17 protein-coding genes are annotated in these 20508 nt (G+C 70.4%); 14 read left to right on the top strand and 3 right to left on the bottom strand.

Translation table 11 applies throughout. The features are described from left to right. The first annotated feature begins 28 nt into the window (after positions 1–28). The 5 genes from OQ02_RS06930 to OQ02_RS06910 all read left to right on the top strand — a co-directional run bounded on the left by OQ02_RS06930 (position 29) and on the right by OQ02_RS06910 (position 4445). The gene (locus OQ02_RS06930) at positions 29–1702 is read left to right on the top strand and encodes a hypothetical protein (RefSeq protein WP_033437383.1); all 1674 of its coding nucleotides are present in this window, start codon (positions 29–31) and stop codon (positions 1700–1702) included. Positions 1703–1731: 29 nt separating this feature from the next. Next, entirely contained in the window at positions 1732–2526 is a 795-nt protein-coding gene (locus tag OQ02_RS06925) for a 5'-methylthioadenosine/S-adenosylhomocysteine nucleosidase family protein (protein ID WP_197043229.1), read from the top strand. A gap of 6 nt (positions 2527–2532) precedes the next feature. Beyond that, complete coding sequence (locus tag OQ02_RS06920) at positions 2533–3207, top strand: hypothetical protein (RefSeq protein WP_033437382.1); 675 nt, start codon at positions 2533–2535, stop codon at positions 3205–3207. A 294-nt stretch (positions 3208–3501) separates the two neighbouring features. Continuing rightward, on the top strand, positions 3502–3912 hold the full coding sequence (ndk, locus tag OQ02_RS06915; protein WP_033437381.1) for a nucleoside-diphosphate kinase: 411 nt from the start codon (positions 3502–3504) through the stop codon (positions 3910–3912). A 56-nt stretch (positions 3913–3968) separates the two neighbouring features. Then, positions 3969–4445: a hypothetical protein gene (locus OQ02_RS06910; protein ID WP_033437380.1), complete on the top strand. Its 477-nt coding sequence runs from the start codon at positions 3969–3971 to the stop codon at positions 4443–4445. Positions 4446–4449: 4 nt separating this feature from the next. On the opposite strand, the gene OQ02_RS06905 is transcribed toward OQ02_RS06910, so the two are convergent. Then, a complete protein-coding gene (locus tag OQ02_RS06905; RefSeq protein ID WP_033437379.1) occupies positions 4450–5046 on the bottom strand; it encodes a GNAT family N-acetyltransferase in 597 nt (198 codons plus the stop codon). Between the two features lie 57 nt (positions 5047–5103). Here OQ02_RS06905 and OQ02_RS06900 point away from each other — a divergent pair, with 57 nt between their 5' ends. The 5 genes from OQ02_RS06900 to OQ02_RS06880 are packed head-to-tail and all read left to right on the top strand — an operon-like array spanning position 5104 to position 10250. After that, positions 5104–6024, top strand: a complete 921-nt coding sequence (locus tag OQ02_RS06900) for an ABC transporter ATP-binding protein (protein WP_051772014.1) — start codon at positions 5104–5106, stop codon at positions 6022–6024. Continuing rightward, positions 6024–6926, top strand: coding sequence for an ABC transporter permease (locus OQ02_RS06895; RefSeq protein ID WP_081915434.1), 903 nt, complete (start codon positions 6024–6026; stop codon positions 6924–6926). The genes OQ02_RS06900 and OQ02_RS06895 overlap by 1 nt, the downstream gene beginning before the upstream one ends. After that, positions 6923–7801: an ABC transporter permease gene (locus OQ02_RS06890; RefSeq protein ID WP_081915433.1), complete on the top strand. Its 879-nt coding sequence runs from the start codon at positions 6923–6925 to the stop codon at positions 7799–7801. The genes OQ02_RS06895 and OQ02_RS06890 overlap by 4 nt, the downstream gene beginning before the upstream one ends. 42 nt (positions 7802–7843) lie before the next feature. Beyond that, the gene (locus OQ02_RS06885; RefSeq protein ID WP_033437377.1) at positions 7844–8254 is read left to right on the top strand and encodes a DoxX family protein; all 411 of its coding nucleotides are present in this window, start codon (positions 7844–7846) and stop codon (positions 8252–8254) included. 31 nt (positions 8255–8285) lie between these two features. Then, positions 8286–10250: a TIGR03960 family B12-binding radical SAM protein gene (locus OQ02_RS06880; RefSeq protein WP_033437376.1), complete on the top strand. Its 1965-nt coding sequence runs from the start codon at positions 8286–8288 to the stop codon at positions 10248–10250. Here the strand turns inward: OQ02_RS06880 and OQ02_RS06875 are convergent. Beyond that, positions 10247–11053 carry a ferredoxin gene (locus OQ02_RS06875; protein ID WP_231499896.1) on the bottom strand — a complete coding sequence of 269 codons (807 nt, stop codon included), beginning with the start codon at positions 11051–11053 and terminating at the stop codon, positions 10247–10249. The two genes, OQ02_RS06880 and OQ02_RS06875, sit on opposite strands and share 4 nt — an antisense overlap. Before the next feature lie 254 nt (positions 11054–11307). On the opposite strand from OQ02_RS06875, the gene OQ02_RS06870 reads away from it, so the two are divergent. Both OQ02_RS06870 and OQ02_RS06865 read left to right on the top strand, forming a co-directional pair. Next, positions 11308–11841, top strand: coding sequence for a sigma-70 family RNA polymerase sigma factor (locus OQ02_RS06870; RefSeq protein ID WP_051771958.1), 534 nt, complete (start codon positions 11308–11310; stop codon positions 11839–11841). Between the two features lie 256 nt (positions 11842–12097). Next, on the top strand, positions 12098–14797 hold the full coding sequence (locus OQ02_RS06865; RefSeq protein WP_156076905.1) for a helix-turn-helix transcriptional regulator: 2700 nt from the start codon (positions 12098–12100) through the stop codon (positions 14795–14797). Between the two features lie 27 nt (positions 14798–14824). Here OQ02_RS06865 and OQ02_RS06860 read toward each other — a convergent pair whose 3' ends face one another. Next, a complete protein-coding gene (locus tag OQ02_RS06860; protein ID WP_033437374.1) occupies positions 14825–16333 on the bottom strand; it encodes a S8 family peptidase in 1509 nt (502 codons plus the stop codon). A 270-nt stretch (positions 16334–16603) separates the two neighbouring features. Between OQ02_RS06860 and OQ02_RS06855 the strand changes: the two genes are divergently transcribed. Together OQ02_RS06855 and OQ02_RS06850 are read left to right on the top strand one after the other, a co-directional pair. After that, positions 16604–17347, top strand: coding sequence for a TIGR03936 family radical SAM-associated protein (locus tag OQ02_RS06855; protein WP_033437373.1), 744 nt, complete (start codon positions 16604–16606; stop codon positions 17345–17347). Between the two features lie 189 nt (positions 17348–17536). Continuing rightward, positions 17537–20449: a translation initiation factor IF-2 N-terminal domain-containing protein gene (locus OQ02_RS06850; RefSeq protein ID WP_033437372.1), complete on the top strand. Its 2913-nt coding sequence runs from the start codon at positions 17537–17539 to the stop codon at positions 20447–20449. Positions 20450–20508 lie beyond the last annotated feature (59 nt).

The raw sequence follows: 20508 nt of genomic DNA, 5'->3' as shown, positions 1-20508 counted from the left end.
AAGATGACCTATAGTACGGAGGTGCGAGATGGGCACGGACGCGACGACTCCCGCCGGAGTGCGCGACGATCGCCAGAGCACGGCCACCCGACGTATGTGTGCCGGTGTCTACCTCAACCGCGAGTTCCGCGACCTGGTCATCCGCGACGTGCACAACGACTGCCGGCACCGGGTCGCGCCGTCCTATGGGTTCGACCTCGTCGCCGTGGTGGAGCACGCCAGGCGCGCATGGGCGCTGGGCACCGCATACCAGCTGTGCCTGGTCGCGTTGTTCGCGGCAGGGATGTCGACCAACGTCATGGCGACCGTTCTGGCCGCTTTTGCCATCTTGTCGCTGCGCTCGGTGACGGACGTGCTGTCCGCGTTCGTGGTACTTCTCAACCTTCAGGGGAGGTCGTGGGGTCGCAAGTGGCGGGCCAGGGTGGAGTCGGACGACGACGCGCAGGAGTTGCGAGAGCAGAAGCGCCGGTTCTGGTTGGACCTGGGCGAATGTGTGGTGCTCGCATCCGTAGTGGTGGCCGTCGTGGAGTTGGGGCCTTCCTCCCTGGCGGCCGCGCTGCCCCAAGGAATGCTGACGCTGCTCCTGGCCGCTGCTTTCGCGATGGCCACGGGCGTGACGCAACAATTCGCCGTGAACCGGCTGCATCGGACAGCGAACCTCCGACCGACCCGGCTGTGCAAGCGATCCGAAGTAGTCGACGCCCAGCAAGCGAGCACTTTGGTGGTGTACGGCCACCGCTATTCCAGTCAGAGTACCCCGAGCCCTTTCGTCGGCAGCGGATTCGTGCACCGGTGGCCACCGCAGTCAATTCAACTGGTGCGGGCCGCAGCCAGGGAGCCCGAGTTCATCGCAAGCGACCATCCGCGTTTTGACGCACCTGAACTCATACGTTACCTGCGAAAAGCGGCCACCGAGCTGAGTGGTTTCCAGGAAGGGCCGGGATTGTCTGGGTTGCACGTGCGAGACCGGCTCTTCGTCGCGGAAGAGCACGTCGCGGCAGTTCGGAACCTTTTGCTCAACGAGCCGACCGCCGATGAAGTGGAACAGATCATTGCCAACCCGGACAGCCCGGTCAAGCACTACCTGGAAATCGGTGTCAGTAGATCCGGTGAAGTGGTGACGACGATCTTCGTGAACCTGACGCTGAGGGCGCGCACGCTCAACATCGATTTCTCCTTGGGTATGCTCACGAGCCTGCCGGAAGAATTCAAGGTAGTCGACGCGTACCGGCGGAACGGCGTCGGAGAAGTTGTCCGCTCGGCCTTCCGTGCACTACACGATCTTCCGCGCGAATTCGGTCAGTCATGGCACCTCGGCGCAGCGCCCTGGGTTGCTGCCCGTGCATGGTACGCCCGGAAAGATCGTACGCTCGTCTCGAAGCGGAACTCGGTGATCGGCGCCCGTGTCAGCATCCGTCAGGAGTTGCAGCGGGTGAGGCGCGAGCGGCACTTCGCCGATGATGTGCAGGAGATCGCGGAGAACAAGAACTTCATACTCAACCCGATGTTCGAAGGCATCATCGAGTTCCTCAAGATGAAGGGGATGGACGTCTCCGCGTTCGAGCGACACATGAACACCGTCATCAACGCCAATGTCTTCAGCGCGGGAAGTCTCAACATCGAAGGCTCATCGATAGGTTCGGGTGCCACGGTGAACCAGGCAGGGACCAATATTCCTGACAGCTTCTCAGGAGGTGTGTGATGAACATGAGAATAAGGGTTGAAGGTGCAATGCTGACCGGGGACGGGAATACGATTACCGGCAGCGCCATCGGTCCGGGAGCATCGGTAGGTCCTTCTGCTCCACGTCCGCCGGAGAAGCGGGAAGAGGGGCACGGCATCGGAGTGATCACCATGACTCCGGCCGAAACCCGTGCGGTTCGCGACGTGCTCGACCTGTCGCCGCTCGACGACGGCTTCTACTCGGACGCGCGGTTCAGCCGCGTCGTGGCCGTGCGGACACACGGTCAGGGCCAAGGCGCCGCGATGGACGCGGCACGGCGACTGGTTCACAACTTCTCGCCGGAGGTGCTGGTATTGGCGGGTATCGCGGGCGCGATCGATCCGGGGCAGCGCATCGGGGACGTCGTGGTGGCCACCAAGGTGGTGGGTTACGACCTGCAGAAGAAGACCCCGCATGGCACGCAGTACAGAGGTCGCCACTGGGAAGCTCCCGCGTCTGTGGGGCGTGCCGTCGACGACTTCTTCTCCACGCTGGGGGAGCCGGCCACGATCGGCGACTTCCTGGCGTACTCCGGCCTGATCGGCTCCGGCAACGTCGTGATCGCCACCGGCAACGCCTCGGAGCGCCGATACCTGAGGGAGTTCAACGACAAGGTACTGGCCGTGGACATGGAGTCCGACGGGCTGGGTCAGTTCTGCCACGAGGCCGGAAGCCGATCCTGGGTCGTCGTCCGAGGAATTTCCGACCTCGCCGATGAGCAGAAGGACGACGACGCGCACGAAGTCGCGTCCAGGAACGCGGCCGTCGTACTCCGCAGCCTGATCCCTTACCTGGTCGGGTGAGACGGGATGGTCGACTTCGTCTTGGCGACCGCCAGTTCCCTGGTCGCGACCTGTCTCACCGTCGCGTGCGGATGGGCGCTCTCCAAACGCGTCAGGCGATCGTTGACGGCTTTGTTCTCGAGCATCGCCGGTCTTCCCGTGCAACACGTCTACCAGCGCCAGGAACTCGCCGGGCCGGATCTCGCACGTGATCTGACGAGAGCGCACTGGATCCGCGTGCTGGCAGGCCGCGGGAACGAGTTGACCCGCGACACGTTCACCTCCGTTTGGGCGGGAGGGACGCGGCCGCAGCAGGTGGTGCAGGTACTGCTGCCTGACCTGCGTTCGAGCCCGCACTCGTGGTTGGCCAAGCGTGAGGAGGACGTGCGGCGGGCGGATCCGGCGTTCGCGTCCGGATTCCTCGCTGAGCAGGTCCGTGCCAACGCGAACTACGTGGCTGCTGCGGCCCACCGCCACGGCAATGCGTCGCTGCGCTTCTACAACCTGCCGAACAGGTACCGGGTGATCGTCACGAACGAGGTCGCGTACCTGACGTTGTACAGCGGATCGGCGCATGGTCGTCACTCGCCTTGCATCGCCGCCCGGCAATCAAGCTTGATCTACGACCTCGCGCTGTCGTTGTTCAGCTTGGCGTGGGAGCAGAGCAGCCCGGAAGGAGCCGCCATCGAGGAGTCCGCCTGAGATGGAGGTGATGGCCATCGGCGCATCGAGGTGACCAGGACTTGGCTCGGCACCGGCACCCAACCTGACTGGCTGGTCCACCACGGCAGACAGCACTGCGGTATTCGGTGTCGTAACGTCGTGTGCCAGTCGTAGCGCGTCACCGCGAGCAGCCGCAGCAGCACGAACAGCACGGCCGCGACGGTCAGCGTCGACCCGAGGTGGGTCTTCCCGGTGGTCACGGCGGGCACTATCGCAGCTCCGGCTACCCTCTACCGGAGTTGCACAATCCCGTACGAAGGAGTACTGACCGCCGTGAGCGAGCGCACCCTGGTCCTGGTCAAGCCCGACGGCGTCAGCCGCGGCCTGGTCGGCGAGGTCATCTCCCGCATCGAGCGCAAGGGCCTCACCCTGGCCGCTCTCGAACTGCGCACCGTGGACCGCGCGACCGCCGAGCAGCACTACGCCGAGCACGACGGCAAGTCCTTCTACAAGGACCTGGTGGACTTCATCACCGGCGGCCCGCTGGTCGCCATGGTGGTCGAGGGCTCCCGGGCGATCGCGGCGTTCCGCCAGCTGGCCGGCGGCACCGACCCGGTCGAGAAGGCCACGCCGGGCACGATCCGGGGCGACTTCGGCCTGGAGGTCCAGTTCAACCTCGTGCACGGCTCGGACTCGCCGGAGTCGGCCGAGCGCGAGATCAAGCTCTGGTTCCCGAACGTCTGAGCTCGCGCCGTGAAGGCCCGGACCTCCACGGGGTCCGGGCCTTTACGCTGAGGTCCGTGACCTACGACATCCTCTTCCAGCGGGTGCGGCCGGGCCACACCCTCGACGAGACGTTGGCAGAGCTCAACGCCGCCTACGACCCTGGCGCCGAGCCCGAGCCGATGACGCTGACGGCCGACCAGCGTGCCGTCTGGGAGCGGATCGTGGGGCGGACGGCGCGTGAGGTCGGTCCGGTGACCACCGAGGAGTACCTCTACTGCCTGACCCTGGACCGAGTCGGACCCGTCGGTCGGGTGCAGCTCGACTACGACGGGGACTCGGCCGCCCTCTCCATCGCCTACCGCCACTCCGGACCCGACGCACTGTCGATCATGACGGAGGCGTACCGGATCGGACGGGTGGTCGTGGAGGAGAGCGGCTTCGAGGGCTACGACTACGAGGTCGACCAGTCCGTCCTGACGGGCGACGTCGAAGTGGCGGCGGCCAAGCTCGACGGCACCTCGAACTGGGCCCAGAGCACCCTCACCGGGTGAGCCACTAGGCGCGGTCGCCCGCCGGCTTCCGGGGCGGTGACGAGCCGAGGCCGCCGGCGGCCGAACCGTGCAGCACGACGCCGTCGCGGTGGCCCAACTGCAGGTACATGCGGACGTCGTCGAACCGCACGTCGCCGACCGCGATCACGTTCGGCAGCCGACCCCACTCGCGGAAGCCCAGGCTCTCGTACAGCTGGATCGCGCCGTGGTTGTTGCCCCGCACGCCGAGCGTCAACATCTCCAGCCCGGCCGCACGGGCGTGCTCGATGACCGCGCCGACCAACCGCGAACCCAGTCCGAGCCCACGCGCCTCCGGGTGCGCCGTCACCCGCCGCAGTTCGGCCATGTGCGCGAACACCTCGCTGCTCGACCGCTTCCACGTCGCCGTGCCGCGCACCACACCGTCCACACGGGCCACGACGAGCGCGCCGTCACCCGGCGACCCGAGCACGCGGTCCAGCCACGCGTCGGTCTGCGCCCGCACCGGCGGGTCCACCCAGCCGATCGCGCCACCCGCCGCCACCACCGCGTGCAGCACCGCGTGCACTTCGGCCCGAAGTCGTTCGTCGGCCGCGGACGGCCAGGTCAGGTCGATTTCCACGCCACCCAGCCTAAAAGCGTTCCAGGATTGTCGGACCCCGCGGCTAACGTGACGCGCGTGACCTCCACCCTCGTCCACGCCAAGGGCCTGACCAAGCACTTCGGCTCCTTCGAAGCCGTCCGGGGCATCGACGTCGAAGTCAGCAAGGGCGAGGCGTTCGGCTTCCTCGGCCCGAACGGCGCGGGCAAGTCCTCGACCATGCGGATGGTCTCGTGCGTCTCACCGCGCACCGGCGGAGAGCTCAGCGTCCTGGGCATGGACCCGGACGTCGACGGCCCGAAGATCCGCGCCCGCATCGGCGTGGTGCCGCAGCAGGACAACCTCGACACCGAGCTGACCATCCGGCAGAACCTCCAGGTCTACGGCCGCTACTTCGGCCTGTCCCGGGCCGCGGTGCGCGAGCGCGCCGTGGAGCTGATGGAGTTCGCCCAGCTCAGCGACCGCGCCGACGCCGAGGTCGAGCCGCTGTCCGGCGGGATGAAGCGGCGGCTCACCATCGCCCGCTCCCTGGTCAACGACCCGGACCTGCTGCTGCTCGACGAGCCGACCACCGGCCTCGACCCGCAGGCCCGCCACCTGCTGTGGGACCGGCTGTTCCGGCTCAAGCAGTCCGGCGTCACGCTCATCATCACCACGCACTACATGGACGAGGCCGAGCAGCTGTGCGACCGGCTGGTGGTGATGGACGGCGGCCGGATCGCGGCCGAGGGCTCGCCGTCCGAGCTGATCCGCCAGTACTCGACCAAAGAGGTCCTGGAGCTGCGGTTCCCGCCCGGCGAGCAGAGCGCCGACGAGGTGCGTGACCTGGCCGAACGGGTCGAGATCCTGCCCGACCGGGTGCTGCTCTACACCGCGGACGGCGAGGCGGCGTTGTCGGCGGCCCACGCCCGCGGCGTGCGGCCGGTGTCGAGCCTGGTGCGCCGCAGCACGCTGGAGGACGTCTTCCTGCGCCTGACCGGTCGGACGTTGGTGGACTGATGAGCACCCGACTGACGAGGACCGGGGACCCGAACCTCCAGGACCCGAATTCCAAGGACCCGAATCTCGAGGACCCGAACGTGACGGACCCGAACCTGACGGAGCCGGTCGTGACCGGCGCGCGGGTGGTCGGCTCGTGGCGGGCCGCGCTGCTCGTGGTGGAGAACCACTGGACCTGGTACCGCCGCAACTGGCGCGCCACGGTCATCTCCAGCTTCCTCCAGCCGGTGCTGTTCCTGCTGGCGATGGGCGTCGGCTTCGGCTCGCAGGTGCAGGTGGGCGAGGCCACCGACGGCTACCGGTACGTGGTGTTCCTGGCGCCGGCGCTGCTGGTGATCACCGCCGTGCAGAACTCCATGTTCGAGTCCACCTGGTCGGTGTTCGCGGCGTTCAAGTGGCAGCGCACGTACTTCGCGATGGTGTCCTCTCCGCTCACGTCGACCCAGGTCCTCTACGGCCAGCTGCTGTGGAACGCGGTGCGCCTGGCCGCCGGCGCGATCGTGTTCCTGGGCATCGCCGTCGCCCTGGGCGCGATCACCAGCCCGTCGGCGCTGCTGGCGGTGCCGTTCGCGGTGCTCGCCGGCATGGCGTTCAGCGCGCCCGCCGTCGCCTACACCGCGACCAGGGAGAAACCGGACTCGTTCAACGCGATCTTCCGCTTCCTGGTGATGCCGATGACCCTGTTCACCGGCGGTTTCTACCCGATGAGCCAGCTGCCGGACTGGATCCACCCGCTGGCCTGGGTCACCCCGGTCTGGCACGGCATCGAACTCGCGCGCGGCGTCACGTTCGGCACCCTGCGCCTGCTGCCCGCCCTCGGCCACGTCGCCTACCTGTGCGCGCTGATCGCGCTCGGCGTCGTCCTGGGCCGCCGCTACTTCCACCGGAGGCTGGCCGTATGAACCGCGAGTCCTCCACCCGGGCGCCGCGAACCGACCGCTCGGACACCGCGAGCCGGCAGGTCGCGCCCAGGAACGGCAGCGGCCTGCTCGTCCGGATCATCCCGCCAGGGCTGTACGCGGGCCGCGCGCACACCCTGGTCGAGCGGTCCTACGTGGTCAACAAGCGGGCCTGGCTACAGGTGTTCTCCGGGTTCTTCGAACCGCTGTTCTTCCTGTTCTCGCTCGGCTTCGGCCTGGGGCAGCTGGTCACCACCGTCGAGGGCCCCGGCGGGCCGATGCCCTACGCCGCGTACGTGGCGCCGGCCCTGCTGGCCGCGTCGGCGATGAACGGCGCCGTGTTCGAGGCGACGTTCAACCTGTTCTTCAAGTTCAAGTACGCCAAGACGTACGACGCCGTGCTGGCCACGCCGCTCGGCCCGGTCGACATCGCGGTCGGTGAGGCCACCTGGTGCCTGATCCGCGGCGGCATCTACTCCGGCGGGTTCATCGTGGTCATGCTCGGGTTCGGGCTGATCGACTCGCCGTGGGCGCTGCTGGCGCTGCCGGCGTGCCTGCTGGTCGCGCTGGGGTTCGCGGCGGTCGGCATGGCCGTGTCCACCTACCTGCGGTCCTGGCAGGACTTCGACCTGGTGCAGCTGGCCGTGATGCCGCTGTTCCTGTTCTCGACGACCTTCTACCCGCTGTCGGTCTACCCGGGCTGGCTCCAGACCGTGGTCCAGTGGACGCCCCTGTACCACGCGATCGAGCTGATGAGGGCGCTGACCACGGGGTACATCGGCTGGGGCGCGCTCGTCCACGTCGCGTACTTCGCCGTGATGGTGTGCATCGGGGTGGTTGTCGCGGCACGGCGGCTCGGCAAGTTGCTGTTGGCCTGACCTGGGCGAACACTGGACGAACCCCGAGTACCGGAGGTCGTCATGGACATCATCGCGCTGATCGGCCGCATCCTGTTCGTGTTCCTGTTCTTCGGCTCAGCGTTCGGCCACCTCACCCAGACCGAGGCGATGGCCGGCTACGCCTCGTCGAAGGGGGTGCCGTCGGCGAAAGCGGCGACGCTCGGCAGTGGCGTGCTGATGGTCGTCGGCGGGTTGATGCTGCTCCTGGGCGTGTGGGCCGACCTTGGCGCGCTGCTCCTGGCGCTCTTCCTGATCCCGACGGCGTTCCTCATGCACAACTTCTGGAAGGAGACCGACCCGCAGGCCAAGCAGATGGAGATGATCCAGTTCAACAAGGACCTGGCCCTCGCGGGCGGCGCCTTGATGTTCTTCGGCCTGTACGCGGGCGCGGGCTCCGAGCTCGGCCTCACCATCACCGGACCGCTGTTCTGACTCCCCCGGGTGCTGCCGTTACCCTGAAACAGTGAGTGTCGAGTCGGTCTTCCCCGCCCTTGAGCCCCTGCTGCCGAGGGTGTCCAAGCCGGTGCAATACGTCGGCGGGGAACTCAACGCCACCGTCAAGGACTGGGACGCCGCCGCCGTGCGGTGGGCCCTGATGTACCCGGACGCCTACGAGGTCGGTCTGCCCAACCAGGGCGTCATGATTTTGTACGAGGTCCTCAACGAGCTGCCGGACGTGCTGGCCGAGCGGACCTACGCGGTGTGGCCCGACCTCGAGAAGCTGATGCGAGAGAACGGCGTACCGCAGTTCACCGTGGACGCGCACCGGCCCGTGGCCGCGTTCGACGTGTTCGGGGTGAGCTTCGCCACCGAGCTGGGCTACACGAACCTGCTCAACGCGCTGGACCTGGCGGGCATCCCGATCCACGCCGCCGACCGCACCGAGGACCACCCGATCGTGGTGGCCGGTGGGCACGCGGCGTTCAACCCGGAGCCGATCTCGCCGTTCGTGGACGCCGCCGTGCTCGGTGACGGCGAGGAAGCCGTCCTGGAGATCACGGACATCGTCCGCGCGTGGAAGGCCGAGGGCTGCCCCGGCGGGCGCGACGAGGTGCTGACCAGGCTCGCCGAGACGGGCGGCATCTACGTGCCGCGCTTCTACGACGTGGAGTACCTGCCCGACGGTCGCATCCAGCGCGTGGTGCCGAACCGCGAGCGGGTGCCGTACCGGGTGTTCAAGCGGACCACGATGGACCTGGACGCGTGGCCGTACCCGAAGCAGCCGCTGGTGCCGCTCGCGGAGAGCGTGCACGAGCGGATGAGCGTGGAGATCTTCCGCGGTTGCACGCGCGGCTGCCGGTTCTGCCAGGCGGGCATGATCACCCGCCCGGTGCGGGAGCGGTCCATCGAGGGCATCGGCGCGATGGTGCAGCGCGGCCTTGAGGCGACCGGGTTCGAAGAGGTCGGCCTGCTGTCGCTGTCCAGCGCGGACCACTCGGAGATCGCCGAGATCACCAAGGGCCTCGCGGACCGCTACGAGGGCACGAACACGGGTCTGTCGCTGCCCAGCACGCGCGTCGACGCGTTCAACATCGACCTGGCCAACGAGCTGTCGCGCAACGGCCGCCGCTCGGGCCTGACGTTCGCCCCGGAGGGCGGCAGCGAACGCCTCCGCCGCGTGATCAACAAGATGGTGTCGGAGGAAGACCTCATCCGCACCGTCAGCGCGGCGTTCAGCGCGGGCTGGCGGCAGGTGAAGCTGTACTTCATGTGCGGCCTGCCCACCGAGACCGACGACGACGTGCTCCAGATCGCCGAGATGGCGAAGAACGTGATCCGCGCGGGCCGCGAGGTGTCGGGCCGCAAGGACATCCGCTGCACGATCTCCATCGGCGGGTTCGTGCCCAAGCCGCACACCCCGTTCCAGTGGGCCGCGCAGTGCGACCCGGCGACCGTGGACGACCGGCTGCGCAAGCTGCGCGACGCGGTGAACTCCGACCGCGGGCTGGGCCGCAACATCGGCATGCGCTACCACGACGGCAAGCCGTCGCTGATCGAAGGCCTGCTGTCGCGCGGCGACCGGCGCATCGGCCTGGTGATCGAACGGGTGTGGCGCGAGGGCGGCCGGTTCGACGGCTGGTCCGAGCACTTCTCCTACGACCGCTGGGTCAAGGCCGCCGAGACCGAGCTGACCCCGCTGGGCGTGGACCTGGACTGGTTCACCACGCGGGAGCGCGAGGAGCTGGAAGTCCTGCCCTGGGACCACCTCGACTCGGGGCTGGACAAGGAGTGGCTCTGGTCGGACTGGCAGGACGCGCTGGACGAGCGCGAGCAGGACGACTGCCGCTGGACGCCGTGCTTCGACTGCGGTGTGTGCCCGGCGATGGGCACCGACATCGAGGTCGGGCCCACCGGTCGCACGCTGCTGCCGATTTCGCCGGTCGGCACGGGCTCCCCGGTGCGCAACCCGACGCTGGCGAAGGGCTAGGGTCCGCCGACCTCGACCGCGTCGACCCGGATCGCGCGTACCGGGCACACCCGTGCCGCCGCACGCACCTGCGGCGCCTGCTCGGCGTCGGGGTTGCGGGCGTAGCGCAGCCGCCCGTCGTCCAGCAGCCGGAACACCTTGGGCGCCTGGGCCTGGCACAGCGCGTAGTGCCGGCACCGCTCGTGGTCGACCGCGACCCGCACCCCGGTCGGGCCGCCTCGGACCACGGGCGGGTCGGCCGCGATCACGCCCAGCCGCACCAGCAGGGGCGGCGGTAGGAACCGCAACACGGTCACCGTGATCGCGGGCATCAGCACGGTGATGCCCGCCAGCCACACCACGGGGACGTGACCGCCCGCAGCCGCGCCGAGCCACGCGTGCATCGCGCTCAGCCACACGCCGACGTACGCGAGACGGTGCAGGTGCACCCAGTTGCGGTGGAACACCGTCCGCCGGAGTGCCGCCGTGATCGACGCGGCGAGCATGAGTTCCAGACCGACCACGCCCAACGCGTGCCGGACTTCGCCGCCGCCGACGAGCGGCAGCACGAGCTGGTAGGCCGTCAGCGGCGCGCTCTCCAGCACCAGCAACGCCGACACGTGCGTCACGGCGCTCGCCATGGCGAAAGTCGCGAGCACCTGGTGCGTGCTCAGCAGCGCCGCGCGTCCGGTGATCTTGCGGACCCAGCCGGTCGCGGTCAGCACGCCCCAGCACGCGGCCAGGCACATCGTCACGTAGGCCGCCCGCCCGGACATCGTGGCGACGTCCCACACACCGGCGTCGTGTTCCGAGACCGCGAGCACCACGTGCACCCCCTGTTGAAGATCGGCTCCACCTTCTGGAGAAGAACTACGAACGTCGGGTGCGGCGGTTCGACGGGCGGTTCAATTGAGATATGTGATCTGCGTCACCCTGGATTGGGAAATATGCGCCCGAGTCGCCCGGTGGCGTTATCCGTATCCTTTCAGAACCGGTGGATCGCAGCCCGTTCCTGTAGTACGTTCGGCATGGTCTCATTCGCCCCGCCGCATGCGGACTCCGGGAGGTTGGGTACTCCATGAATTCACCGGGTGGGGTCGGACTGGGCGACAAGGGTTCCGGTGAAGAACTCGTCACCGCGCTCTACTCGCAGTTCAGGGGCGCGCTGCACGCCCACGTGCTCGGGCTGACCAACCACGACCGGCAGTGGACCGAGGACGTGGTCCAGGAGACCTTGATCCGTGCCTGGCAGAACGCCGAGACGCTGGTCCGCGACCCGCGGATGCTCCGGGGTTGGCTGGTCACGGTAGCCAGGAGGATCGTCATCGACGGGTGGCGCACGCGGCAGGCCAGGCCGCGGGAAGTGGAACTGACCAGCCCGGACGCGGTCGAGGCGCCGGACGAGACGGAGCAGCGGCTGTCCATCATGGTGATCAACGACGTGATCGGCAGGCTCGGCGCCGAACACCGCGCGGTCATTTACGAGACGTACGTGTGCGGCCGTACCGTGCGCGAGGCTGCGCTGGTGCTCGGCATTCCCGAGGGCACCGTGAAGTCGCGGGTCTACAACGCGATGAAGATCCTGCGCCGCGCGTTGCGCGAATGGCGCTGAGGAAGTCGGTTTCCGGTGCGGGAAGAAATGCGCGCACGGCGGCGCGATTATCGTCCGGGGTGCCGGTGAATCGACTCGTGGAAGTCGGACCTCGATTCTCGCGGAAGCACGGCGTCGACGTCTCTACGGTGGGCACCGAAGGAAATCCGGGGGCGGGGATCGCGCCCCTTCGGTACCGAAGGGCCTGGACAGGTGTCCTACCGTGGTGGTTCCGATCGACCGCCCCGGCTGCGCCGCAGCAGATCGGAGCTCTCCGGTGACTCCAGCGGACCCGACGCCACTCCCGGGCCGGGACGGCGAACTGCGCGCCGTTCGAGGGCTGCTGCGCGGAGTGCTGGCGGGCCGCACCACGACGCTGCTCGTCACCGGCGAGATCGGCAGCGGCAAGTCGGCCCTGCTGGCCGCGACCGCCGACGAGGCGCGGGCCTTCGGCTTCCCGGTGGCGACGGCGGCCGGCACCCGGCTGGAGAGCGACCTGCGCGGCGGTGTGGTCGGCCGACTCGTGGAAGCGCTGCACGAAGGGCCGGCCGAGCCCCTGGACTGGTTCTACCGGGTGGTCCGGGAGGCGCTGGGCCGAGGACCGCTGCTGCTGCTCGTGGACGACGTGGACCTGTCCGACAGCTGGTCCCTGCGCTGCCTCGCCTACGTGCTGCGCCGGGTCGCCGACCAGCCGCTGGCCGTGGTGCTCGGCGCCACCACCGGTCAGCCGCCGCTCGGCGACGTGGCGCTGTCCGAGCTGGTGGGCGCGCACCACGAGCACCTCGAACTGGCCGGGCTGGACGTCACGGCGGTGGCCGGGCTCGTCGGCGATGCGTCCGCGTCCGCCTGCCGGGACGTCACCGGCGGCAACCCCACACTGCTGGCCGCGTTGGCCGACCAACTGCCCGAGCACCCCACCGCGGTCGACGTGCGCGCGCTCGGCTCGGCGGACGTCGGCGCTGCGCTGCGGCTGCGGCTGCGCCGTTACGAGGGTGCGGTGGAGGTGGTGCGGGCCGCGGCCGTGCTGGGGGAGGACGCGACCGCGGACCGGCTCGCCGCGATGGCGGGCGTCGAACCGCGCAGCGCGGTGCGGATCATCGACGGACTGGTGCGGCTGCACGTGTTCCGCGACGACTGCCCGCTCGGCTTCGTCCACCCCTACCTCCGTAACTCCGTGTCGGCGGACCTCCCGGTCGCCACCAGGGCCGCCGACCACGCGCGTGCCGCCGTGCTGCTGCGGGACGAGGGCGCGCCGGACGAGCGGATCGCCGAGCACCTGCGGGAAGCGCCCGCCGTGCCGCTCCCGTGGGGCGTGGAAATCCTGCGGCGCGCGGCCCGCAAAGCGATCTACGACGACCGGCTGGACGCGGCGCGCGACTACCTCGGGCGCGCGCTGGAGGAACGCCTGTCGTCCGACGAACGCCTCGCCGTGCAGCTGGAACTGGTGCACGTGACGTTCCTGGTCGACCAGGAGGCCGGCATGGCCCGGCTGCGGGACGCGCTCGCGCACGCCGACGACGCCAGGTCGGCCGCCGGTCAGGCCGTCACCATGCTGCTGAGGCTGTGCAGCGGACCGGAAGCGCGCCTCGCGGTGTCGATCGGGCTGCAACTGGTGTCCCGCCTCACCTCCCAGGAGCACGACGAGTCGTGGGAGCTCCGGGTCATGTCGTACCTCGCCGGCGCGGGCAACGACGTCGCGCTCGCGTTGCGCGCCAGCATGTTCACCGACGAGCTGGAGTCGGAGGTGCCGCACTCGGCGCGGCTGCGCCAGGTCCACTCCGCGCTCCTCTCGCTCGGGCACGCCTTGCGCGGCGAGTCGGCCGAGGAGGCCTTGCGCCACGCGGCGGAGGCGTTGGAGGGCGAACGGGTCGACGTGTTCGTGCAGCCGTTCGTGTTCACCGTCAGCACGTGCTTCATGGCCGACGCGCCGGAGCTGTCCGACCGGTTCCGCCGCATGATCGGCAGCGAGGCCGAGCCGCACGACTACCACCTGCGCAAGGGCACGGTCGTCTCGATGGCGCACGGCATGGACTTCCTCGCCCGCGGTGACCTGGTCCGGGCCAAGACGTTCCTCAAGTGGCAGCTGCGGCTGTTCGACGAGCTCGGCGCGGTCGCGGTGTGCCCCATGGCGATCCTGTGCGTGGCCCGGCTCGCGGAGGTCCTGGTCGACCTCGGTCGGTTCGAGGAGGCACAGGACCTGGTCGCGTGTCACGGCTTCGCAGACGACCTGCCGGAGCTGTTCCAGCACAACGTGACCCTGTTCGCGCGGGGCAAGCTGAAGCTCGCCGCCGGCGACCCGGGCGGCGCACTGGCGGACCTGCTCGAATGCGGGCGAAGACTCGGCGCGTCCAAGATCGACAGCCCGGCGATCCTGCCGTGGCGGGCGCCGGCGGTGCGGGCGAACCTCGCGCTCGGACGCCGTGAGGCCGCCGCGCAGCTGGCCGCCGAAGACCTGGCCCGCGCCAAGCGCTGGGGCACGCCGCGCGCGATGGGCACCGCGTTGATCTCCGTCGGCCTCACCGCGGACGACGATGCCGCGACCCGCGCGCTGGCCAAGGCGGTGGACTACCTGACCGAGTCGGTCGCCCGGCTGGCGCACGCCGAGGCGCTGCTCGAACTGGGCGCGCGGCTGCGCCGCCGGGGCCGGGCCGAACGCGCCATCCCGCACCTGCGGCAGGCCGTCGAGCTGAGCGCCCGGTGCGAGTCCAAGCCGTTGATCCGCCGTGCCGCGGAGGAACTGCGCGCCTGTGAGCCGGCCACCGCGCACGGCACCGTGCACGGGTTGACCAAGCAGGAGACCCGCGTCGCCGGCATGGCCGCCCAGGGCCTGACCAACCGGCAGATCGCCGAAGCCCTGTTCCTCACCCGCCGCACGGTCGAGCTGCACCTGTCCGGTGCCTACCGCAAGCTCGGCATCGCCGGCCGGGCCGACCTCGCGGGGGCGTTGCGCCGCCACCAGGGCCCGTGCTCGGCCTGATCAGGCCCTGACCCGTCGGGTGATCAACTAAGGCGTGGACCGCACGGCCGCCAGCGCGTCGACCATCCCGTGCCCGTAGAAGCCGTTGTACTCCGAGTAGCCCGTGCAGAACGCGTCCTGCACACCCGTGCCGTTGAGGTCGTAGTCCGCCGGGCACGGCAACGTCTCGGCCTGCGCGTTGAGCATCCGGGTCAGGTCGTTGGCACTGGCCCGGGGGTGCGTGGACGCCAGCAGCGCAGCCACCCCGGACACGTGCGGCGCGGCCATCGACGTGCCGCACGAGTAGTCGTACCCGGCGGCCGGCACGGTCGACAGCACGCACCCGTTCTTCGCGTCGTCCGGCGACTGCCGGCGGTCGCCGCCCGGCGCCGTCACGTCCACCATGCCCAGCCCGTACGAGCTGTACCCCGCCTTGACCTTCTCCGCGCCCACCGACGACACCGCCACCACGTTGCGCAGCTGCGCCGGCAGCACCAGGCACGTGTTGTCCACCGGCCGGGGCCGCACGTCCTCCGGCGCGGCGTTGGTCGGGCTCAGCGCGTCGTGCCCCGGTTTGGTCAGGTCCGCCGCCGCGTTGCCCGCCGCCGCCACCGTCAGCACGCCCTGCGACCCGGCGTACTCGACCGCGCGCCGCACGGCCTCGTAGACCACCGACTGGCCCTGCTTGTTCTGGCAGGTGAACACCCACGGGTCGATGAAGTAGCTGTTGTTGGTGATGGTCATGCCCTGCTCGGCGGCCCACATGAACCCGCACACCGCGTACTCGGGGTAGATGAACCCGGCATCGTCCACGACCTTCACCGACGCGATCCGCACGCCCGGCGCGACCCCCGTGGTGCCCAAACCGTCGTCGGCCGCCGCGATCGTGCCCGCCACGTGCGTGCCGTGCCCGGACGTCGTCGGCGACCAGGCCGCCGGCGTCGGATCGGCCACACCGGTCGTGCAGCCCGCGGACAGCGCCGGGTCCAGCGCGTCCACCAGGTCCGGGTGCGCCGGGTCGATGCCGGAGTCGAGCACGCCGACCACCACGTCCCGGCTGCCGGTGCTCACCGCGTGCGCCTCGGCCACCCGGATCAAATCCATGTCCCACTGCTCGGCGGTGCGGTCCGCCGCGCCCGACGGGGCACGCCCGCCGGCCGCCTCGTCGTCCGGCTTCTTCTCCCGGCCCTCTTTCGGCGTCGCGGGAGCGCCGGTGCGCTTGGACAGGCCGTCGAACTGCGCGCTGTACGCCCGGTCCACGCCGATCCGCTGCCCGAACCGGGGATCGGCGGACACGGCGACGGCCACCGCGATCTGCGGGTAGTACCGGGTCGTGGAGCCGCACGCGGCGGCGACCTGGGCCTCGGCCAGCGGCGCGCTCGTCCCGGCGGCGAACACCACCAGGTAGCGCAGGGTCGGACCGGGCTGGACGCAGCCCGGCGCGGTCATCGGCTCCTCCGCGGGGTGGGCCGCCGCGGGCGTGGTCGCCGCGAAGCAGCCTGCCGCGAGCAGCGCCGCGCTGACCGCGACCGCTCGGACGCGGCGGTGCAGAGGCACGGGGGACCTCCAGTGCTTGACCGGTCGGGGTGCCGGACTCGAGCCGTCGATCGGACTCCGGGGCGAGCCGACGATCGGGACTGCTGTTGCCGGACGGTAGCCACGCCGGGCGAAGCAGACAAGCGCAACGGTGCCGAACGGGTCCAAGGTACCGTCCTGGTGGAGTAGGACCGTGGACCGTTGGGGTGGTCACCCCATCGTGGAGCCACCCGGTACCCAAGGGGAGTAGTCCTGAGCCGCCAGCAGCAGCCCAACCCGTCGGCCGCACCCGTGCAGAAGCTGCGACTGCGCTACGCCAAGCGCGGCCGGCTGCGGTTCACGTCACATCGCGACATCGCGCGGGCGTTCGAGCGCGCGCTGCGACGGGCGGGTGTCCCCATGGCCTACTCCCAGGGCTTCAGCCCTCACCCGAAGGTGTCGTGGGTCGGCGCGGCGCCGACCGGCGTGGCGAGCGAGGCCGAGTACGTCGAGGTGCAGGTCGTCGACCGGGTGGACCCGGACGCGCTGCGGACCGCCCTGGACGCGGTGCTGCCGCCGGGCCTCGACATCCTGGAGGTCGTCCAGTCGACCGGCGGCACGCTGCCCGAGCGGATCGACGCCAGCGCCTGGCGGGTGGAGCTGCCCGGCGTGTCGCCCGAAGAACTGTCCGAAGCCGTGACCGCCCTGCTGACCGCCGGGTCGGTCGAGGTGGAGCGGTTGACCAAGGACGGCAAGAAGATCGTGGACGTCCGGCCGGCGATCGTATCGGCGCAGGTCGGAGTGCAGACCGACGCGCAATCGAGCGACGCGGGACACGATGCACGAGATTTGTCACGGCCGTGTGGGATACTCATGACGGTCGTACGGCAGACAACCCCTACCGTGAGACCCGACGACGTGCTGAGTGCGCTCCGAGTCGTCGCCGACCTGGTTCCGCCGGTGCCCGCGAAGGCGACCCGGATGGCGCAGGGGCGGCTCGACGACGAAGGCGGCCTGGTCGACCCGCTTGCCCTGGACAGGGCGGCGGAGGTCTGACCGGGTGGTGCGGAGCGGCGCTGACGGCGTCGTCGAAAGTGTTATCGGACCTGCTGTGCCGCGTGCCCCACGGGCGGGCGCCACAGCGCGAGGCAAGGATTCCCGCCGCCAGCCGCGGCGGTGAGTGGACAAGAGAGGCCCCTGCGCGGCCGCGTCGGTTGGGACGCGCCCGGGGGCGGAGGAGCTGCATTGTCGAACACGGAAAAGCCTGCCGGCGCCGCCGGCGGGGGTAACGCCACACCCTTGGCGGATCTACCCGCCAAGCTCCGGGTGCACGCGCTGGCCAAGCTGCTCGGCGCGAGCAGCCGGGACGTGGTGGCGGCCCTCGCCGACCTCGGTGAACCGGTCAAGGGCGTGCAGTCGAGCGTGAGCCGCGATCTCGCGCTCAAGGTCGCCGAGAGCCTGCGGGGCTGGGACGACATCGTCACCGGCGACGTGGACGAACAGACCGAGGAACCCGTGGCGGTGGCCCGCGACGTGGCGCCGCTCGCGCCTCTGTTCGCCCCGCCGTCGGCGATGTTCCTGCCCCCGACGCCGGTCGTGAAGCCGCAGGTCGTCGAGGACGAGGACGACTCCGAGGACGAGTCCGACGAGCACGCCGCCGAGGACGCGGGTGACGAGGGCGAAGGCCGTCGCCGCCGTCGTCGTGGCCGCCGTGGTCGCGGTCGCGGCAAGGGCGTCGGCGACGAGAACGGCGAGGACGAGCAGGGCGAAGAGCCCGCCGAGGCCGAAGCGGAGACCGAAGCCGCCGAGGAGCCTTCGGCCGACGAAGAGGGTCCGGGCAGCCGGCGCCGTCGGCGTCGCCGTCGTCGCAAGACCGGCGCGGAGGAAGAAGCCGGCCCGAGCGAGGATGACCCGCCGAACACGGTCGTGCACGTCCGCGAGAGCACCAGCCGCGACGCGCGCGACGACAAGGCCGACTCCGAGGCCGCGCAGAACGAGGTCCGCAGCGTCCGCGGTTCCACCCGGCTGGAGGCCAAGCGCCAGCGCCGCCGTGACGGCCGCGAGGCCGGTCGCCGCCGTGCCCCGGTGCTGTCCGAGGCCGAGTTCCTGGCCCGGCGCGAGGCCGTGGAGCGCACGATGGTGGTGCGCGAGCGCGGTGACCGCACGCAGATCGGCGTGCTGGAGGACGGCGTCCTGGTCGAGCACTTCGTGACCTCGTCGGGCAGCGGTTCGCTGGTCGGCAACGTCTACCTCGGCCGGGTGCAGAACGTGCTGCCCTCGATGGAGGCGGCGTTCATCGACATCGGCCGTGGCCGCAACGCGGTGCTCTACGCGGGCGAGGTCGACTGGGACGCGGCCGGCCTCGAGGGCAAGGCCCGCAAGATCGAGCAGGCCCTGTCGTCCGGCGACAGCGTGCTGGTGCAGGTCACCAAGGACCCGGTCGGCCACAAGGGCGCCCGGCTGACCACCCAGATCAGCCTGCCCGGTCGCTTCCTGGTGTACGTGCCCGGCGGTGGCGCGACCGGCATCAGCCGCAAGCTGCCCGACAACGAGCGCAAGCGCCTCAAGGACATCCTCAAGCGCGTGGTCCCCGAGGACGCGGGCGTCATCATCCGCACCGCCTCGGAGGGCATAGCCGAGGAGGAGCTGGCCCGCGACGTCACCCGCCTGCAGGCGCAGTGGCAGGTCATCAAGGACCGGGCCGACGTGCCGAAGGCCCAGGCGCCGCAGCTGCTCTACGAAGAGCCGGACCTGCTGGTGAAGGTCGTCCGCGACCTGTTCACCGAGGACTTCGCCGCGCTCGTCGTCCAGGGCGCGGACGCGTGGGAGACCATCGACGCCTACGTGCGGCACGTCGCGCCGGACCTCCAGGAACGGTTGCGCAAGCACGTGGGCACCAACGACGCGTTCACCGAGTACCGGATCGACGAGCAGCTGCTCAAGGCGCTGGACCGCAAGGTCTGGCTGCCGTCGGGCGGCTACCTGGTCATCGACCGCACCGAAGCGATGACGGTCATCGACGTGAACACCGGCAAGTTCACCGGTTCGGGTGGAAATCTCGAAGAGACGGTGACCCGGAACAACCTGGAAGCGGCCGAGGAGATCGTCCGCCAGCTGAGGTTGCGGGACGTCGGCGGCATCATCGTGATCGACTTCATCGACATGGTGCTGGAGTCGAACCGCGACCTGGTGCTGCGCCGGCTGACCGAGTGCCTCGGCCGTGACCGCACCCGCCACCAGGTGGCCGAGGTGACGTCCCTGGGTCTGGTGCAGATGACCCGCAAGCGGGTCGGCACCGGGCTGCTGGAGGCGTTCTCCAGCACCTGCGAGCACTGCCGCGGGCGTGGCGTGGTCATGTCGACCGAGCCCGTCCAGGCGCACGGCAACGGCGGTGGCCAGCCCGCTCAGCAGCAGCAACAGCAGGGTGGCCGGAAGTCGCGCCGCGGCAAGGTCGTCGACGTGCCGGAGCCGGTGGCCGAGCAGACCGTCGAGCCGACCGAGGAGCCGGAGGCGATCAGCGAGCAGCCGACGTCGGACGAGCCGGTGGCCGCGGTGATCGAGGAGGAGGCCGCGCCGGAGACCCCGAAGCGCGACCGCCGCCAGCGTCGCCGGGCACGTCGGGAAGCCGGCGCCGTCGTCAAGCACGGTGACGAGCCCGTCGAGGCGGCTCCGGTCGAACCGGCCGGCCCCACTGCGGACTCGGCCACGGCGGACGTGAGGGGTGCCGAGCCGGCCGCCGAGCCGGTCGTCACGGCCCCCGAGCCCGCTGGGGCCCCCGAGCCCGCCGCGCAGGCCGAGCCCGTGGCGGCTCCTGAGCCCGCCACGGCGGCTCAGACCGCCGAGCCCGCGCCCGTCGCCCCCGTGGCGGCGGACGAGGCCCCGGCCGCGCCGGTCAAGGCCACGCGGAGCGGACGGGTCGGACGGGTCACCAGGGCGAGCGCTCCGCCCAAGGCCCAGCCGGCTCCCGAGCCGATCGTCCAGCCGACGGTCCAGCCGGTGGCCGCCGAGGTCGCACCGGCGGCGCCGGTCGAGCCCTCGGGCGACCAGCAGCTCAACGGCCACGCCCCGGAGCCCGCGGTGACCGCGCGTCGCCGCGCGCCCCGCCGTGCCGCCTCCCGGCCCGCCGGCCCGCCGCTGGGCGCGGTCAAGGAAGGCTGAGGGAGCCCCGGTCGGCCGAGCGCCGACCGGGAGCACCGACCCGCAAGACCCGACGAACC

It is taken from the genome of Saccharothrix sp. NRRL B-16314 (assembly GCF_000716595.1).
In the GTDB taxonomy this organism is placed as follows: domain Bacteria; phylum Actinomycetota; class Actinomycetes; order Mycobacteriales; family Pseudonocardiaceae; genus Actinosynnema.
Note: the sequence above shows the minus strand (reverse complement) of the source record. Positions and strands in the feature narration are given on the sequence as shown.

Coding starts and splice junctions, on each gene's coding strand:
- OQ02_RS06930 (WP_033437383.1), top strand. CDS start 29: ATGGGCACGGACGCGACGACTCCCGCCGGAGTGCGCGACGATCGCCAG.
- OQ02_RS06925 (WP_197043229.1), top strand. CDS start 1,732: ATGCTGACCGGGGACGGGAATACGATTACCGGCAGCGCCATCGGTCCG.
- OQ02_RS06920 (WP_033437382.1), top strand. CDS start 2,533: ATGGTCGACTTCGTCTTGGCGACCGCCAGTTCCCTGGTCGCGACCTGT.
- OQ02_RS06895 (WP_081915434.1), top strand. CDS start 6,024: ATGAGCACCCGACTGACGAGGACCGGGGACCCGAACCTCCAGGACCCG.
- OQ02_RS06890 (WP_081915433.1), top strand. CDS start 6,923: ATGAACCGCGAGTCCTCCACCCGGGCGCCGCGAACCGACCGCTCGGAC.
- OQ02_RS06885 (WP_033437377.1), top strand. CDS start 7,844: ATGGACATCATCGCGCTGATCGGCCGCATCCTGTTCGTGTTCCTGTTC.
- OQ02_RS06870 (WP_051771958.1), top strand. CDS start 11,308: ATGAATTCACCGGGTGGGGTCGGACTGGGCGACAAGGGTTCCGGTGAA.